This is a genomic window from Pseudonocardia thermophila (assembly GCF_900142365.1).
Taxonomy (GTDB): domain Bacteria; phylum Actinomycetota; class Actinomycetes; order Mycobacteriales; family Pseudonocardiaceae; genus Pseudonocardia; species Pseudonocardia thermophila.
The window spans coordinates 95,891-113,539 of sequence record NZ_FRAP01000021.1; the positions used below are offsets into that span (position 1 = coordinate 95,891).

Below are 17,649 nucleotides of genomic sequence, written 5' to 3' on the forward strand. Positions count from 1 at the left end.
GAACCTCAGCAGGGGACGGTGTCGGTGGGTTCGAACGAGCTGCCGCTGTCCTGCCCGGACTGCTGCCACTGCTCGGGCGGGATCACCTCGTCCACCGCGCCCACGACGAACGTCCACGCCCCGCGGTAGATGTTGGCGTACCAGCGGTTGTCCTGCGCGGTGGCGATCGCCACCTGGATGACCTCGCCCTTGTAGGGTGACCACTCCGGGTAGGTGCCGTAGTTGGACAGGATCGCCATCTTGTTGGCGAAGCCGGCCGGGCAGCCGACCGGAGCGGCGGCCGCGACGAACGTGTTGTCGTGCACCTCGACGCGCTGGGTCTTCCAGCGGCAGTCGTCGTAGAGCGGTCTCTGCGCGATGCCCGGCTGGGTGCACTGCTCCCGGTCGGCGACCAAGCGGGTGCAGCTGCCGGTGGAGGTGTTGGCCGGGCTGTTGCAGAAGCGGTCGGCGTTCTCCCACGCGGTGATGCCCGACCAGTTCTGGTCGAACACGTTGCCGTAGATCTCGATCTTGTCGGTGCGCGCCGGGACGCGCGGCTCGCCACCGGACTCGCTGAGGTAGACCGCGGGCTGCGGGAACGCGTCGTTCTTCGCGGCGATGCTCCTGCCCTCGGGGATGCCGTTGCTGCGGATCACGTTGTTGCGCAGCACGAGGTTGTAACTGGCCTCGTAGAACAGCGCACCCGAGTCGTTGTTCTCGATGAGGTTGCCCTCGATGAGGAAGTCGTTGTCGTTCGTGTCGGCCCACAGCCCGGGGCCGCGGTTATCGTGGATCCAGTTGCCGCGCACGTCGGCGCCGTCGACCGCCCAGAACTTCATACCGCCGGTGCAGCCGCAGCCGGGCTTCTGCGCCTCCCAGTCGTCGGTGTTGTTGCCGACGACCTCGTTGTACTCCACGACCAGCCCGGTGATGCCGTTGCCGGGCTGGAACGCGTTGAGTCCGTACTGGCCGTTGTTGCGCAGGCAGTTGCCGCGCACCTGCTGGTCCGCGCCCGCCATGAGGCCCGCGCCGCGGTTCTCCTCGATGGCGTTGCCCTCGATGATCCAGCCGTTGCCCGAGTCGTGGTTGACCACGCCCTGGTCGTGCGGCGGGTTGAAGCCGCGCACGGTGAGGTGCTTGATCGTGACGCCGGTGGCGGTGCCGACGAACGCGTAGCGGTTGATGCCGCGGCCGTCGAGCACGGCGCCGGGCGCGCCGAGGTAGACGTTGCCGTCCTTGGGCGTGACCTGCCCGAACTGGTCGGCGCCGAGCGTGTGCGTGCCGGGGGCGAGCCAGAACGTCGTGCCGGGCGGGCTCGCCGTGGTCTTGCGCATGAGGTCGCCGTCGACGGCGGGATCGACGACGACCGCGCCCTCAGGCGCCTGCGCCGGGCCGGGCGGGAGCCGGTCGCAGACCCGGGCGGGCGGGGTGGCGGGCAGCGGCGCCGGGCCCGCAGTGGCCGGACCGCCTTCCGTGGACGGCGGGCCGGGGGTGCTCGTGCACGAGGCGAGCAGCGCGACGGCCGCCAGCAGCAGCACCAGGACGGACGCCCGGTGCGCGCCGCGGGAGGAAGGCATGTCGGGACCTTTCGCTCAGGGAACCGGCTCGGAGGTGGCGCGGACGGTGAGGTGGGTGCGGACGACGAGGCCGGCCGGATCGGTCACGCCGGTTCCGACCAGTGTGGTGCTCACCACCTTCCGGCCGAAACCCGGCGAGTACCAGCCGAGCGGTGGATGGGTCTCCCCGCGGTGCACCGTCCACGACAGCCGCTTCGGCAGGCGCAGCTCGCCCGCGCCGCCGGGCCAGCGCAGCCGCGCGGTGGAGTCCGTCAGCGCGACGCTCACATCGGGCCCCAGGTGGAAGGCGAGCCGGCAGGCGTGCCCGGCGGGCCCGTCCAGCTCGTCGGTGATGACGAGGCCGATGTCGAGGCCGCGGCCGTCGAGCCGCACCGAGCGGCGGTGGACGCCCGCGCGGCCGTAACCGGTGTGCTCGGCCCACCAGGCCCGCGGAGCGCTCGCGCGGACCCGGGTGCGGGCGTGGCGGATCCACAGGAACGGCCCGCCGGAGCGGGACTGGTCGCGGCCGTCGACCTCGAGGGTGTTGTGCCCGATCGTCGAGCGGAAGTACCGCCGCCACGTCGGCTCACCGTGGTAGCAGTAGGTGCCCGGGTCGGCGAGGACGTCGACGCCGTCGTGGCGGACCTCGACCGACAGCGCGTCGGCGTGCGCGTGCGCGGCGATGGAGAGGAACCCGTGCGGGCCACCGTCGCAGCGGCACCACAGCTCCGGCCCCTCCCCCGCTGCCGTGCGCAGGATCGTCAGTCCGGCGTCGGGCAGCTCGTGCGGGCGGGTCGTCGGCCGTGGGTCGAGCGCGGCGCGCCGGCCGGTCGGGGCGGCCAGCGCGGCGAGCGCGGTGGAGAGCACGTCGCCGGCCGGGTAGACCGGCCACCAGTCGCGGCGGCCGAACAGCGCGTCCCCGGTCGCCAGCAGGGACGCCCAGCGGTCGGTGGCGGTGCCGTCGAGGACGAGGCCGCGGCCGTCGTCGGCGTCGCCCTGCCGCGGCGGGCGCAGCCGGACGTCGACGATCGCGGCGAGCGCGTCGCACATGCGCACCAGCGCGTCCCACGTCGTGTCCGGCACGGGATGCCCGGCCCGGGCGGCCTCGACCGCGGCGGCGAGACCCAGCTCCAGGACCAGGCCGTGGTACTCGGTGGCGAGCTCCCGGTTCAGCCCGGACGGGAACGTGTTCGCCACCAGGTGCCGGTCGAGCGCGCGCAGTGCCCGCTCCCGCCACGCGGCCGACTCGGCGAACCACGGGACCGCCGAGGTCGCCACGACCAGCCCGGCCAGCTCCGCGATGACGTGGTTGTTCGCCGACGAGCCCCGGCTGGGGAACACGACCAGCCACCGCTGGTGCTCGTGCAGCTGGTGCAGCGCGACCGGGTTGTGCTCGAACAGCTCCGAAGCCTGCGGCCAGCCGGCCAGCAGCCGGCGCACCCACACCCACGAGATCAGCCGGATGCCCAGCTCGATCCCGGAGAGCCAGTGCACGCCGCGCAGCGGGGGGTTCGCCGCCCACCACGACTTGAGGTGGTCGGCGACCCGGTGCGCGTAGCGCTCGTCGCCGGTGAGCGCGTAGGCGGCGGCGAGGACCGTCAGGTGCTGGTGCCGCGACGGCTCCCACAGCTGCTTGACGTCCCCGATCAACTCCTCGTCGCGGTGGGGCACGTCGAACGCGTACGCGTCGGCCGGGGCGTGCCGGCCCGTCTTCGGATCGAGGAACCAGTCCGGGGCGGCCATGTCGGTGCGCTCCACCCCGAAGAACTCCGCGCGCCCGTCCATCAGTCGATCGGCGGTCTCGATCAGCGCAGCCTGCGCCTCTGCTGTCACCCGGGCGAGCGCGCCTTCCGGCAGCGGTGCTGCGAACACGCGCTCGGCCAGCCAGCTCGCCGTCGCGGGCGCGGCGCCCAGCCGGCGCCGGAAGCGGCGGACGCGGGCCGCGGTCACCACCCGGCCGGCGATCTCCGCGGGCCCCATCCGGGAGAGCCGGCGCAGGTACCAGCCGGGCCCCATCACGACAGCGGGCCCGCCAGCCGCACCGGTGAGCCGGTGGTGAGGCTGGTGGTCGCGGCCAGCGTCGCGCGGGTCGTGGTGGCGAGCGAGTCGATCCCGACCGGCATCGGCCCGCCGGTGCGCACCGCGGTCAGGAAGGCCTCCAGCTGTGCGGCCTGGCCCTTGTCGCGGCCGCGCGGGATCCGCGGCGACGACCACTTCGACTTCCCGAGGACCGCGGCGTGGGCGAAGTCGTCGAACCGCAGCACCTGCCCGTCGGCGAGCAGATCGATGGTCTCCTTCGGGAACCGGGGGGACCCGGTGGTGGCGTAGGTGATCACCGCGGTGGAGCCGTCCGGGTAGGTCAGCACGACCTGCAGATCGGTCTGCCCGGGCGTGGCGGCGGCGAACACCGACACCGGATCGGCGTCGAGCAGCCAGCTGACGGTGTCGACGAAGTGCCCGCCCTCACCGGCGAACCGGGAACCCTCCGCCGCCTCCCGCAGGTACCAGCTCTGCGCGTCCAGCGTGCCCGCGTTGACCAGGTAGCGGACGGTGGCGGGGCCGATCCGACGGCCCAGCCGCGCTTTCGCCTCCACCAGCAGCGGCGCGAACCGGCGGTTGAACCCGACCTGGAGCCGGTCGTTGCCGGACGCGTCGATCGCGTCGAGGATCGCCTCCAGCTCCGCCTCGGTCAGCGCCAGCGGCTTCTCGACGAACACGGCCTTGCCCGCCGAGAGCGCCCGACGGGTCAGGTCGGCGTGCGAGCTGTGCCGGGTGACGACGAAGACCGCGTCGACGTCCGGATCGGTGAGCACCGCCTCGGTGTCGGTGCCGGCCTCGACGAACCCGAACGTGCGCTTGGCGTTCGCCCCGGAGAGCGCCGAGGTGGTGGCGACCCGCTGCAGCACCACGTCCTCGCGGCCGGTCAGGTGCGGCAGCAGCATCGAGGAGGCGTAGTTGCCCGCGCCGACGAACCCCAGCCGCAGCGGCCGGTCCGTCCTGATCGGCTGTGCGGGCAGCGGGCCGCGGGCCGGGCGGGCGCGCCCGAGGACGGGCTGCTCGACGACCGATTCGGCGGCGCCCGGGTACTCGAACAGGACCGCGACTGCGCGCAGCTGCCCGGAGGACAGCTGCTCGTAGGTCTCGACGGCTCGATCGAACGGGGCCACGTGCGAGATCAGCGGGTCGAGATCGATCTTCCCGCGGGCGGCCAGGTCGAGGACGCACGCGATGTTGCGCCGCTCGGTCCAGCGCACGTACCCGATCGGGTAGTCCACGCCGTCCAGCTCGTACGACGGGTCGTAGCGGCCCGGCCCGTACGAGCGGGAGAACCGGACGTCGAGCTCCTTCTCGTAGTAGGCGTTCCACGGCAGATCGAGCCGGGTCTTGCCGATGTCGACGACGGTGCCGCGGTCGCGGGCGAGCCGCGCCGCCAGCTCGACCGGCTCGTTGCTGCTCCCGCCCGCCGCCAGGTACACCTGGTCGACGCCGCGACCGCCGGTGAGGTCCGCGACGGCGGCGTCGACGATGCCGGAGCCGGGCGGCGCGCAGGCCAGTGCCCCGAGCTGCTCGGCCAGGTCGCACCTGGTCGTGTCGGGATCGACGCCGACCACCCGCACCCCGGACGCCACCAGCAGCTGCACGACCAGCTGGCCGATCAGGCCCAGCCCGATCACCAGCCCGGCGTCGCCCAGCTGCGGCTCACCCCGCCGCACGCCCTGCAGCGCGATCGCGCCGACCGTGCCGAAGGCCGCGTGCCGCGGGGAGAGCCCGGCCGGCACCGGGACGTACAGGTTGGTCGGCACCCAGTTCAGCTCGCCGTGCAGCGCGTGCTCGTTCCCGGCGCAGGCGACGAGGTCGCCCACCGCGACGTCGCGGACGCCGGCGCCGACCTGCTCGACCACGCCGCACAGGGAGTAGCCGAGCGGGGTGAACGAGTCGAGCTTGCTGGTGACCTTGCGGTAGGTGGCGGCCACCCCGATCGTCGAGGCGCTCTGCAGCACCTTCGCGACCTGGTCGGGGCGCGCGCGGGCTTTGCCGAGCAGCGACATGCCCGCCTCGCCGACCTTCATCAGCTCCGTGCCGGTGGAGATCAGCGAGTACCGCGTCCTGACCAGCACGCCGCCGGGCTTGCACGCCGGCTCGGCGACGTCGAGCAGCGCCAGCTCGCCGCTGCGGTAGTTCTGCACGACCTGCTTCACGTCCGTTCCGTTCCCCTCACTGGACGGCACTTCCTGCCCGGACGGCCCGGATGCCGCCCGCCCCGGTCGCCGCGGCGGCGCGGTACCACTGCTCGAGCGTCACGATGTGCCACAGGTGCTTCGACCGGTCCTGCTGACCGGCGGCGTCCTCAGCGGCGAGCCTGCGCAGCGCGTCGCGGCGGAGGAGGCCGCACGACACCAGCAGCCCGTCCTCGACGACCTCGCGCACCAGCGGGGCGAGATCGCGGCTCATCCAGGCCCGCAGCGGGGCGCTGAACAGCCCCTTCGGCCGGTGCACGATCTCGGGGGGCAGGACCTGGAGAGCGGCTTGTCTGAGCGCGGCCTTCCCGCTGCGGCCGACGATCTTGCGGTGGCCCGGGATGCGGAACGCCGCCTTCACCACCTCGACGTCGACGAACGGCACCCGCACCTCGGTGGAGGCGGCCATCGTCGAGCGGTCGGTGTAGGTGAGGTTGAGCCCCGGCAGGAACATCCGGGCATCGGTGAGGCACATGCGGTTGACGTGGTCGTCGAGCGCACTGTCGGCGTACACGGCGGCGTGCTCGCCGAGCACCTCGTCGACCGTGCCGGCGAGATCGGGATGCACGAGAGCGCGCAGCTCCTGCCGGTCGTAGAGCGTGTAGCTGCGCCGGAACGCCTCCTCCTCCGGCAGGTCGGCGAACGACAGGAACCGCTTCGCGAACCGCACCGAGCGGTAACCGCGGGAGGCCGACGCGACCGGCATCCGGTCCACGGCCGCCGCCACGGCGTGCCGCACGGGCCCGGGCACCTTCCGGTAGCCGACGCCGATCCGGTTGGCCAGGTGCTTGCGGTACCCGGCGAACAGCTCGTCGGCGCCCATGCCGGACAGCAGCACCTTGACGCCGGCTGCCCGGGCGGCGGTGCAGATCAGGTACGAGTTGATCGCGGCCGGGTCGCCGATCGGCTCGTCCAGGTGGTGGGTCATGCGCGGCAGCAGGTCGAGCACGTCCGGGGCGATCTCGATCTCGCGCAGCCGCACCCCGAACCGCTCCGCGACGATGCGGGCGTAGCGCAGGTCGTCGGGCATCGCCTCGAAGCGGGCGTCCTCGGTGCGGAACCCGATCGTGTACGCGCAGATGCCGGGGCGTTCCCGGGCGGCGAGCGCGGTCAGGTAGCTGGAGTCCAGCCCGCCGGACAGGAACGTGGCGACGGGGACGTCGGCGATGAGGTGCTTCGCGGTGGAGTCGGCGACGATCGCGGCCAGCTCCTCGGTGGAGACCGGCGGAGCCGCGGCGCCCTCCTCGGCGACGTCCCGCAACGAGAAGTAGCGGCCGCGGTCCGTGCTGCCGTCCGGGTGGATCCGCAGCCACGTGCCCGGCTGCAGCTTCTCCGCGCCGCGGTAGGCGCAGCGGCTGTCCGGCACCCAGTAGTAGAGCAGCGACGCCACGAGCGCCGCTTCGTCCACCGCCAGGCCGTCGACCGCACCGGCGAGCGCCTTCAGCTCGGACGCGAACGCCAGCCCGCCGCCGCGGCGCACCAGGAACAGCGGCTTGATGCCCAACTGGTCGCGCACCAGGACCAGATCGCCGGTGCGCTCGTCGAAGATCGCGAAGGCGAACATGCCGCGCAGCCGCGGCAGGCAGCTTAGGCCCCAGCGCCGCCACGCCTCCAGCAGGACCTCGGTGTCGGACGTGCCGCGGAACCGCACCCCGGCGGCCGTCAGCGCGCGCCGCAGCTCCGGGGCGTTGTACAGCTCGCCGTTGTAGGTGATCACCAGCCCGCCGGCGGCCATCGGCTGCGCCCCGGTCGGCGACAGGTCGACGATCGAGAGCCTGCGGTGCCCGAGGTGGACCTCGCCGTCGGTGAGGGCGTGCCGGTAGTGGCCGGCGCCGTCCGGCCCGCGGTGGGCGACGGCGGCCGTCATCGCGGCGGTGATCCCGGCGCCGCCGGGCCAGCGGTAGGTGCCCGCGATCCCGCACATGATCAGCTCGCCACGAGCCGGTCGTAGACGCCGACGTAGGCCGGGATCTGGTTGCGCCAGGCGAGCACGTCCTCGACGCGGCGGCGGCCGCGCGCCCCCATCTCCTTGCGGCGCACGTCGTCGGCCAGCAGGGCCAGGATCGCGTCGCCGTACTCCGCGACGTCGTTCGGCGTGGCGTACACGGCCGCGTCCTGCGCCGAGACCCTCGTCTCCACCAGGTCGAAGGCCACGACCGGCAGCTCGAAGGCCATGTACTCCATCGTCTTGTTCATCGTGGAGACGTCGTTGAGCGGATTCTTCGGGTCCGGGGACAGTCCGACGTCGGCCGTGGACATGAGCCGGGTGACGAGGTCGTCGGGGGCCCGCCCGGTGAAGTGCACGTACTCGTCGAGCCCCAGCTCACGGGTGAGCCGGCGCAACTCGGGGGCCGCGTCGCCGTCGCCGATCAGGGTCAGGCCGACGTCGGTGCGCCCGCGCCCGGCGACGATGTGGTGCATCGCCCGGATCGCCAGGTCGACCCCGTCCTGGGGACCCATCACGCCGATGTAGACGAGCAGGTGGCGCAAGCCGCGGCGCAGGTCGTCGTCGGGGCTGCCGCGGCGCATCCGGTCGGGATCGGGCCCGGTGCGCACCACCGTGACGTCCTCGGGGCGTTTGCCGCCGCGCCGCTGCGCCACCGCCCGGTAGGACTCGTTCGTCGAGATGACGTGCGCCGACAGCGCGTAGGTGATGCGTTCGGCGAGCAGCAGCGCCCGGTACGGCAGCGCGGCGCGGGAACCGAAGCGCGACTCGTACAGCTCGGGACACAGGTCGTGCTGGTCGAACACCATCCGCACACCGAACACCACCTGGAACGGCAGCACCGCCGTCCACAGCACGTCGGGCGGGTTGCAGACCTGCACGATCCCGAACGGCGCCCGCCGGTAGGCGCGGACGAGGTTGACCAGCGTCGCGAGGATCGACCACGCGTACTCGGCCAGGAACATCACCTGCCGGGTGACCGGCGGGAACGCGGGGTAGGCGAAGATCGCGACCCCGTCGATCTGCTGGAACGTCGGATCGCCCTTCCCCTTCGGGCACACCACCGACACCCGGTAACCGGCGGCGATCAGCGCTCGGCACTCCAGCCACACCCGCCGGTCGAACGGAACCGGCAGGTTCTGCACGACGATGCAGACGTGCCGGGAGTTGCGGCGGCCCGGCCGCAGGAACGTCCTCACCAGCCGACCCCCTCGTAGCCGGGGAGGGCCTCCAGCTGCGGCAGCCGCCCGCTCAGATCGAGCACGACGGGCGGGTTCGCCGCGATGATCGCGTCGATCACCGCGGGCCCCGCCGACGAGACGATCGCGACGTGCGCGCCGGCGAGCGCAGCGGCCGGGTCGTCGTAGAGCACGCGCTGCAGGTGCGGCAGCTTCGCGTGCACGTAGCGCAGGTTCGCCCCGGACAGCTTCGCCATGTTGACGATCGGGTCGTGGATGCTCACGTCCAGGCCCTTGCCGATGAGGATCTCGGCGAGCGCGACGTTGGGGCTCTCCCGCAGGTCGTCGGTGAGGTGCTTGAACGACAACCCGAGCATGGCGACCCGGCGGTTGCCCCGTCCGGTGCCGTCCACGGCGCGCAGCACCCGGTCGGCGACGTCGCGCACCACCAGCTCGTTGGACGCCATCGTCCCGGCGAGCACCGGCAGGTCGATCGCGTTCATCCGGCCCAGGTGCAGCAGGCTGCGCACGTCCTTCGGCAGGCACGAGCCGCCGAACGCGAAGCCCGGCCGCAGGTAGGCGGACGAGACGTTGAGCTGGCGATCCTGCACGAAGACGTCCATGACCTCGCGGGAGTCCACGGACAGCACCCGGCACAGTCGCGCCACCTCGTTGGTGAACGCCACCTTGAGCGCGTGGAAGGCGTTCGATGCGTACTTGACGCTCTCCGCGGCGCGGCTGCTCACCACCCGCACCTCGCAGTCGAGGAACCCGAACAGCTCCTTGAGCGGTTCGGCGGCTCCGGGCGCGCGATCGGTGATGCCGATGACCAGCAGCGGCGGATCGAAGAAGTCGCGGACGCTCGATCCCTCGCGCAGGAACTCCGGGCACATCGCCACCTGCAGGTCGGGGCCGATCGGGCGGCCGGACGCCTCCTCCAGCAGCGGTGCGACGACGTCCTCGACGGTGCCCGGCGGCACCGTGGAGCGGATCACGACGGTGTGCGGCCGGTCGTGGCCGGCCAGCGACTGCCCGATCTCCTCGACGACGCGGCGGACGAAGGTGAGGTCGGTGCTGCCGTCGCGCGCGGACGGGGTGCCGACGCAGACCAGCGACAGATCGGAGTCGGCCAGAGCGTCGGCGCCGGCCTCGGTGGCCCGCAGCGCCCCGGCGGCGACGGCCTGCGCGGCCAGCTCGTCCAGGCCGGGTTCGACGACCGGCGGGTGCCCGGCGTTGATGGTCGCGACCTTCCCGGCGTCGGTGTCGACCCCGACGACGCGGTGACCGCGCACGGCCAGGCAGGTCGCGGTGACCGAACCGACGTAGCCGAGCCCGAACAGGGTGACGTTCACGGCTCCTCCTGGGGGGTGGTCGGGCGCGGAGCGCCCGTTCTGCGGCGTCGTTGCCGCCGGCGCTCGCGGTTCGGGCCGGGCGGGGTGAGGACCAGTGCCTCGGCGGAGGCGGCCTCGTCTCGTTCGCCGGGGTGCAGGACGAGACCGTTGCCCGTCGATCGGTGCCCGTTCCCGGTGCCGTTCGTGGCGCCGTTCGTGGTTGCACTGCCGGTCACGACGAGGGGGACGGTCACGGTCGCCGCGGCGCCGTCGGTGGCGGGTGCGCGGTCGGCGGGGTGGGCGCCCGCGCGGCCGCGGAGCGCGACGTTCAGCGCGTCCCAGAGCGTGCCGTCGCTGCGGTCGCGCGGATCGGGGTGCACGACGACCACCCCGATGACGGTGACGCCCACATCGGCGAGCTGGCGGGCGATCGTGTGCAGCCAGGCGGTGTCGACCGATCCGGTGCGCACGAGCAGGAGGGTCTCGCGGCCCAGTCGCGGCAAGTCCAGCCACGCGGTGCCGGGCTCGACGGAGCCGACCCCGATCAGCCGCCGGTCCGCTGGTCGGTCGTCCGCGCAGAATCCGGTCCCCGCGACCAGCTCCACCTCGGCGCCCTCCGGCGCCTGCACCGGACGGCCGGGCAGGTCGTCGATCAGCGTCACGGGGCCGTCGGCGGCGACGCCGCGAGCCAGTTCGGCGGCGATGTCCTCGACGACGCCGGAGCAGCCGACGTGCAGCAGGGAGACGGAGCCGGGAGCCGATCGGACCAGGCGCACGAGCGATGCGACGGTGCGCTCGCGCTCGCCCTGCGTGGCCGTCGAGGGCCGCAGCAGCGGTCGGCGGGGCAGCTGCGCGACGACCGAGGCGCCGAGGTGGGCGGCGATGTCCTTGCGCAGGATCGGCCTGTCCCGGGCGACGGTGGCGACGGCTGCGAGCACGACACCCAGCACCGTCCCCAGCGATCCGCCCAGGCCGGTGTAGATCACGGCGGTGGACAGGAAGCCGCGGCCGGACCTGTGCGGCGCGTCGATGATCTGGGTCCCGGCGGCCACCGCGGGGTTGCCGATCGCGGCCTGCTCCAGCTGCGTCTCCAGCGAGTCGATCTTCGCGGTCAGGATCGCGCGGGCCTCCACGGCGGTCGTGGACAGGTCCGAGGCCGGGATCGCCGCGAGCGAGGCGCGCAGGGCGTCCTGCCGTTCCTTGATCGCGTCCACGACCGCCCGCGCCGCGTTCTCGGCGCGGGCGACGTGGTCGGCGATGAACGCGTCGGCCAGCGCCTGCGCGCGGGCGATCGCGTCGGCGGTGTCGCGGCCCTCGGCGGTGATGTCGATCGTGTTCGCGGCGATGGACTCGGCGGTGTAGTCCTCGAGGAAGTCGGTCGGGTTCTGGTCCGAGCCCAGCCGCTGCAGGGCCGCGGATGCGACGGCGGTGGACCGCAGCACCGCGATCGAGGTCTTCATCGCGGCCTCACCGGAGTCGGCCTCGCCGATCTGGACGACGTAGACGCGGGTGGAGGCGGTGGTGCCGCCGGGGAACAGGATCGCCGCGACCGCGCCGAGCAGCAGCCCGGCGAGGGCGCCGATCGCCCACATGCGGCGCCGCCAGCGCACCCCGGCGACGAGGCCGCCGAGATCGATCAGGGGTTCCAGCCGGACGACCTCCGCCGTCGGGGCCTCGCCGCGGCTCACGACGATCCCACCACGAGCTCGTCGTCGCGCTCCTGCACGGCCTCCCCGCCGGGAGGTTCCTCCGGCGCGGGTGGTCGCACCACGGACACCAGCGCCGCGCCCGTCACGGGGTGCCCGGCGTCGACGCACGCCCCGCCGATGTCGATCAGCTCGGCGGCGGTGCGCGAGCCCTCCTCGACCAGCACGAGCACGCTGTCGGCGGCGGCGCAGTCGGGCACGGTCGGGCGGGCCGGTGCGACGTGGGTGATCCGCAGCTGGATCGGCTCGGCGGCGGCGGTGCCGCTGCGCTCCTGCTCCTCCGCGGTGACGACGGTGATGCGGTCGTGCTCGCCGATCGCCGACGTGTACTGGTCGGCGTCCCAGATGTCGTCGGTGACGACCGCGACGGCTCCGTGCTCGGCGGCGGTGACCGCGAGCTCCTCGGCCGCACGGTGGGCCGCGCGGTCGTCGTCCACCAGGACGAGGAGCAGCCGGATCGGCCGCCCGTCGGCGCTGCCCAGCCGCGCGAGCAGCCTGCGGTACCGGGTGGTCTCCCCGGCCGAGCGCGGATCGAGCGCCGCCGGGGCCGCCTCGGGACTCTTCAGGTGCTGCAGCCAGCGGTGGAACCGTCCCTCCTCGCGCAGGAGCTCGGGCTCCGGGCGCTCCTCGACGGCGAGGGCGGCGAGCACGGGGGCGCCGAGGGCGGCGGCGACCTCGTCCGGGTCGGTGAGCGGGCTGGGTCGGGTCGCCCTCCACACGAGCGCGCCCGCGCCGAGCAGCGCGAACACGACCGCACCGCCGAGCACGAGCACCAGCGGGCTGGGCTGCGCCGCGCCCTCGGGGATCGCGCGCTCGAGGACCTCGGCCTCGCCGGGGATGCTCAGCTCGCTCGACTCCCGGGCGGCCTGCTGGTCGAGCCGGCTGATCTCGGCCTCGGCGGCCGCGATCGCGGTGCCCAGCCGCCCGAGCAGCGCGCGGTCGGGCTCTTCGGCTCGCTGCGCCTGCGCCATCTGGGCCTTGAGGTCGTCGAGGTTGCGCTGGGCGGCCTCCCGCCGCTGGGCCACCGCGGCCTCGGCGGCGTCCTTCGTCTGGGCGACGACCTGTGCGGAGAACCGGACGTACCCGTTCGCCACCTGATCGGTCAGTGCACGCGCCTCTTCGGCGGTTGGCCCGGTGCCGGTGATCCGCAGGACGTTGCCGTCGAGGACCTCGGCGCTCACGCGGTCACGCAGCTCCACCCCGGTGCCACCGAGCGCGGTGGCGACCGGGTCCAGCACCGCGAGGCTCGTGGCGATCTGCGTCTGGGTGAGCAGCTGGTTCTTGTCGAGCTGCCCGTGCAGCACCACCTTGCTCGACGCCTGCTGGCCGGGGGACAGCACGAACGAGAGCAGGAAGCCGACCAGGGCGCCGAGCGCGGCGAGCGCGGCGAGCGCGCGCCACCACGCGCCGAGCACCCGCGCGACCCCGGCGAGCCGGACGTCCTCACCCGCGTTCATGTGCGTTCCCCCCGTGGCGTGCATGGACGAATCGAGGTTCGGCCGGCGATCTGCCTGATTTGTCCGGCGATGACCTCGCATGACTCGCCCCGTTCCCGTGCGGCGTTACGGCAGGTGGACGAGGTCCTCCTGGCGGCCGATCGGCGATGGCGCTGCCAGCTGTCGGGGTTCTGCCAGGCGGCGGTGGGCCGGTGCCACCGGGCGGCCGGTGAGGAAGTCCTCGGGACGGCCGTGTTCGAGCGCTCTGCGGTAGACCTCGGCCGCCGCGCGGGCCGCGTCGATCGTCTGCTCGACGTCGAGATCGGTGTGCGCAGCGGAGATCACGTAGGACTGACCGAGCACGCCGCGCTGCAGGATCTCCTGCAGGAACAGCGTGCGCATCACCTGCGACGGCGCACCCGACGCGTCGGCGGTGCGGAAGACCTGGCAGGACGGCCGCCCGAGCACCGACAGGTACTCACCGACGCCGGCCTCCGCGGCCACCGCGTTGACGCCCTCGGCGAGCCTGCGGCCCTGCCGCTCCATCACCGCGATCGGGTCGCTCGCCCGGTAGGCGGCGACGACGGCGCGGAACGCGGCCAGTGACATCGTCTCCGCGCCGTTCGTGCTGGACAGCAGGAACACCCGCGGCTTGTCGGTGCGCAGCCCGCCCAGCTCCATCAGCTCGCGCTTGCCGGCGAGCGCCGCGATCGGGAACCCGTTGCCCATCGCCTTGCCCCAGGTCGACAGGTCCGGCGTGACCCCGTAGACGGCCTGGGCGCCGCCCGCGGACCAGCGGAACCCGGTGATCGTCTCGTCGAAGATCAGCACGACGCCGTGGCGGTCGCACAGCTCGCGGACCGCCTGCAGGTAGCCCTCAACGGGCTCGGCGAGCGCCGTGGCGGCCTCCATGATCACGCACGCGATCCGGCCGTCGTCGGCCTCCAGCACCGCCTGCAGCGAGCCGGCGTCGTTGTAGGCGAACGGCCGGACGAGCGCGCGGACCGCGTCGGGCACCCCGGCGTTGATCGGCAGCGTGCCGACGAACCAGTCCTGCGAGGAGAAGTACGGCTGGTCGTGGCAGTACGCGACGAGATCGCGCCCGGTCGCGGCGCGGGCGACGCGGATCGCGGTGCTCGTGGCGTCCGAGGCGTTCTTGCAGAACTTGACCATGTCGGCGCCCGGCACGAGGGACAGGAAGTCCTCAGCGGCGGCGAGTTCCAGCTCGGTGGGGCGGGTGAACGCCTGGCCCACGGTGAGCGCCTCGCGCACCGCGTCGAGGACGGGCTCGTAGCAGTGGCCGAGGGTGATGGCCCGCATGCCCATGCCGTACTCGACGTACTCGTTGCCGTCGACGTCCCACACGCGAGCGCCCCGGCCGCGGACGAGGACCGGGGCCATGCCCTCCGGGTACTGGTCGGACGCCTTCGCGAAGGTGTGGGCCCCGCCGGGGACGATCTCGTGCAGACGCTCCTGCAGGGCGGTGGACCGGTCGAAACTGCGACTCACGGAATGCCCTTCAATAGGCGCCGCGGCTGTTCAACACCGCGCCGACGGTCTTCCAGAGGATCAAGGCGTCGAGAGCGAGGTTCCAGTTCTCGACGTAGCGCAGATCGAGGCGGACGGCCTGCTCCCAGGACAGGTCGCTGCGCCCGCTGATCTGCCACAGCCCGGTGAGCCCCGGCCGTACCAGCAGGCGGCGCTGCGCGGCGGGCGAGTAGGCCTCGACCTCGCTGGGCAGCGGTGGCCGCGGCCCGACGAGCGACATCGACCCGGCGAGCACGTTGAACAGCTGGGGCAGCTCGTCCAACGAGTAGCGGCGCAGGAACGCGCCGAACCGGGTGACCCGCGGATCATCGCGGATCTTGAACATCGGCCCCGCGCCCTCGTTGGCGTGGGCCAGCTCGGGCAGCCGCGCCTCGGCGTCGGGCACCATCGAGCGGAACTTGAGCATCCGGAACTCGCTGCCGTGCCGGCCCACCCGCGTCTGCGTGAAGAAGACCGGGCCACCGTCGAGCTTCACACCGACCGCCACGGCCAGCAGCACGGGCGAGAGGAACACCAGCAGCAGCAGCGCGCCCAACCGATCCACGATCTGCTTGGCGACCCAGGCGACGCCGCTGAACGTGGGCCGGGTCAGCCGCAGCAGGGGCAGGCCGTCGACGGGGTCGACGTGCAGCCGCGGCCCGGCGACCTCCATGAGCCCGGGATCGACGACCAGTTCGGCGTTGATGTCCTCGATGTCCCAGGCGAGCTGGTGCAACCGGCGTGACGTCCACCCCGGGGCCGGGCAGACCGCGACGACCCGCACGGCGTGCTGGTGGACGACGTCGCCCACCGCGTCGAGATCGCCGAGGACGGGCACCCCGAGGATCTCGTCGCCGCCGTCCGGCGCGTGCCCGGTCGGGGTGCAGACACCCACTACCCGCCAGCCGCGGGCGGTGTCGCGACGGGTGCGATCGATCATCTCGGTGACCGCCTCGTCGCCGCCGACGACGATCGCCGGGTGCACGCAGCGGCCGCCCCGGCGCAACCGGTGCAGCCACTTCCGCAGCGCGAGCCGGCCGAGCACGCTGAGCAGCCCGGCCATCGGCATGAGCCCGAACACCCAGGGCCGCGCCGCCGTCGCCTGGAACGCCAGGCCGAGCATGCCGAGCGACACGGCGCTGGTGACGACCGCCTTGATCAACCGCCCGAACTCGTCGGACCCGTGGCCGAGGATGCGCGGGTCCCAGGCCCGGCAGACGATCATCGCGACGACCATGAGGAGGCCGGCGAGGATGCCGACGCCCGGGGCGACGTTGCCGAACTGCGGTACCTCGCGGCCGAGGCCGAGGGCGTTGCCGGCCACGACCGCGAGGACGATCGCGGTGAGATCGACGCCGATCGTCAGCGCCCGGTAGCGGCGCTCCCAGCGATCCACCACCTGCGGCTGCACCGGCCCGGCCGGGCGACGTGCAGTGGGTCCAGGCCGTGCAGGTGCGCCCCGCCGCGCACGGCTCAACCCGGTGTCTGAACTCACGTGTCCCTCGCATCGCAGAGGAGGTGTCCGCGACGCCGCTCCCCGCTGTGGCGCGCGATTGCTACTCGACGTGAGCACGGGGGGCGTTACCTCGATCACACAGACCCGTTCGGAGTCATGCGGTCGCGACGGCTCCGGTACCCGCGTCGGCCCATCGGCCGCCCGCGGCCTCGATCTGCGGATACGCCTCGCGAACCTCGGCGATGAGCTCGGAGACGAAGACCAGCACGGTGTCCGGGGAGGCGGCGACGAGCCGGTCGGGGGACACGATCGGCACCCGCGTTCCGGGCATCCGGCACCCCTGCTTGGCCGGTGACAGATCGGCCACGGAGAGCAACCGATCGTGGTCCGTTCGGGTCGAGTTCAGGAGAGCGACTGCGCGGGACGCGGCGCTGTAGCCGTGGACCCGCTCGCCGGCCGCCGCGGCGGAGTCGAGCAGCTGCCGCAGGGCGGACGTGGCAGCGTCCATGGCCCGCTGCAGCCCGCGCAGCGCCTGGGGATCGCGGACGCCCGCCGCCAGTTCGACCGTGATCACCTCACCGACCGACGCATCCGGACGGCCGCCGCGGCGGGCCGCGACCAGGACCGTGCCGCCGTAGAGCGGGAACGTCCAGGCGGAGACGATCCCCAGCCCGCGATCGGCGAGCATCCGCTGTACGACGGGCGCGGAGTAGTACGCGTAGTGGCCGTGGCGCACCGCGTTCCACTGACCTTCGCGCAAGATGGCGGCGAGCGTGTGCCACTGGAAGAGCACCAGCCCGTCCGGGGCGAGGTGGGTGAGCAGCCCGTCGAGCGCCGCAGCCTGGTCGGTGGCGTGCATGAGCCCGAACGAGCCGTCGACGACCACGTCCGCCGGTCCGTCGCCCGCCGCGTCGAGGCCGTGCTCGGCCAGCAGCGGCAGCCAGGAGCCACCGTGCGGGGTCGGGCCCTCCACCACCCGACCCCGCGACGGCAGCAGTCCGGCGGCGACCACGGCCCGGACGGCGTCACGGCGCTGCTCGGCCAGCGCCCGCGGTTCGACGCCCGCCGGCTGGTCCGGCAGGTCGGCGTCGTCGGCGAGCTGGGCGAGCCCGCAGTCCGCGCACAACCACAGCCGCAGCGGGGCGACCGGGTCCGGACCGGGATCGTCGAGCGGCGGGAAGTACTCGCAAGCCGGTTGGTCACCGAGGTCGAGCACCAGCTCGCCGCGCTCCGACCTGCAGTACCGGCATGCGCCCATAACGAAAGCCCTCCGCCTGCCGAGCCCTCCACCGTGCAT

General features: G+C 73.4%; 11 protein-coding genes. All 11 read right to left on the reverse strand.

The genetic code is table 11. From position 1 onward, the window contains the following. Positions 1–5: 5 nt before the first annotated feature. Complete coding sequence (locus BUE41_RS24120) at positions 6–1,556, reverse strand: right-handed parallel beta-helix repeat-containing protein (protein WP_073459597.1); 1,551 nt, start codon at positions 1,554–1,556, stop codon at positions 6–8. A gap of 15 nt (positions 1,557–1,571) precedes the next feature. Next, complete coding sequence (locus BUE41_RS24125) at positions 1,572–3,551, reverse strand: heparinase II/III family protein (RefSeq protein ID WP_073459598.1); 1,980 nt, start codon at positions 3,549–3,551, stop codon at positions 1,572–1,574. Next, positions 3,551–5,734 (reverse strand): bi-domain-containing oxidoreductase, encoded by a 2,184-nt coding sequence (locus BUE41_RS24130; protein WP_073459599.1) that lies wholly within the window; start codon positions 5,732–5,734, stop codon positions 3,551–3,553. Before BUE41_RS24130 ends, BUE41_RS24125 begins: the two co-directional genes overlap by 1 nt. 16 nt (positions 5,735–5,750) lie before the next feature. Continuing rightward, positions 5,751–7,697: an asparagine synthase (glutamine-hydrolyzing) gene (gene asnB, locus BUE41_RS24135; protein ID WP_073459600.1), complete on the reverse strand. Its 1,947-nt coding sequence runs from the start codon at positions 7,695–7,697 to the stop codon at positions 5,751–5,753. Between the two features lie 2 nt (positions 7,698–7,699). After that, positions 7,700–8,917: a glycosyltransferase family 4 protein gene (locus BUE41_RS24140; RefSeq protein WP_159444960.1), complete on the reverse strand. Its 1,218-nt coding sequence runs from the start codon at positions 8,915–8,917 to the stop codon at positions 7,700–7,702. Continuing rightward, the gene (locus BUE41_RS24145; RefSeq protein ID WP_073459601.1) at positions 8,914–10,248 is read right to left on the reverse strand and encodes a nucleotide sugar dehydrogenase; all 1,335 of its coding nucleotides are present in this window, start codon (positions 10,246–10,248) and stop codon (positions 8,914–8,916) included. Before BUE41_RS24145 ends, BUE41_RS24140 begins: the two co-directional genes overlap by 4 nt. Next, positions 10,245–11,915: a GumC domain-containing protein gene (locus BUE41_RS24150; protein WP_073459602.1), complete on the reverse strand. Its 1,671-nt coding sequence runs from the start codon at positions 11,913–11,915 to the stop codon at positions 10,245–10,247. The genes BUE41_RS24145 and BUE41_RS24150 overlap by 4 nt, the downstream gene beginning before the upstream one ends. Next, the gene (locus BUE41_RS24155) at positions 11,912–13,390 is read right to left on the reverse strand and encodes a YveK family protein (RefSeq protein ID WP_073459603.1); all 1,479 of its coding nucleotides are present in this window, start codon (positions 13,388–13,390) and stop codon (positions 11,912–11,914) included. Before BUE41_RS24155 ends, BUE41_RS24150 begins: the two co-directional genes overlap by 4 nt. A gap of 105 nt (positions 13,391–13,495) precedes the next feature. Further along, complete coding sequence (locus BUE41_RS24160; protein WP_073459604.1) at positions 13,496–14,878, reverse strand: glutamate-1-semialdehyde 2,1-aminomutase; 1,383 nt, start codon at positions 14,876–14,878, stop codon at positions 13,496–13,498. 10 nt (positions 14,879–14,888) lie between these two features. Beyond that, positions 14,889–16,295 carry a sugar transferase gene (locus BUE41_RS24165; RefSeq protein ID WP_234997533.1) on the reverse strand — a complete coding sequence of 469 codons (1,407 nt, stop codon included), beginning with the start codon at positions 16,293–16,295 and terminating at the stop codon, positions 14,889–14,891. Positions 16,296–16,506: 211 nt separating this feature from the next. Continuing rightward, positions 16,507–17,610 (reverse strand): methyltransferase domain-containing protein, encoded by a 1,104-nt coding sequence (locus tag BUE41_RS24170; protein ID WP_073459606.1) that lies wholly within the window; start codon positions 17,608–17,610, stop codon positions 16,507–16,509. Between the last annotated feature and the right edge of the window lie 39 nt (positions 17,611–17,649).

Coding starts and splice junctions, on each gene's coding strand:
- BUE41_RS24170 (WP_073459606.1), bottom strand. CDS start 17,610: ATGGGCGCATGCCGGTACTGCAGGTCGGAGCGCGGCGAGCTGGTGCTC.
- BUE41_RS24155 (WP_073459603.1), bottom strand. CDS start 13,390: ATGAACGCGGGTGAGGACGTCCGGCTCGCCGGGGTCGCGCGGGTGCTC.
- BUE41_RS24125 (WP_073459598.1), bottom strand. CDS start 3,551: ATGGGGCCCGGCTGGTACCTGCGCCGGCTCTCCCGGATGGGGCCCGCG.
- BUE41_RS24120 (WP_073459597.1), bottom strand. CDS start 1,556: ATGCCTTCCTCCCGCGGCGCGCACCGGGCGTCCGTCCTGGTGCTGCTG.
- asnB (WP_073459600.1), bottom strand. CDS start 7,697: ATGTGCGGGATCGCGGGCACCTACCGCTGGCCCGGCGGCGCCGGGATC.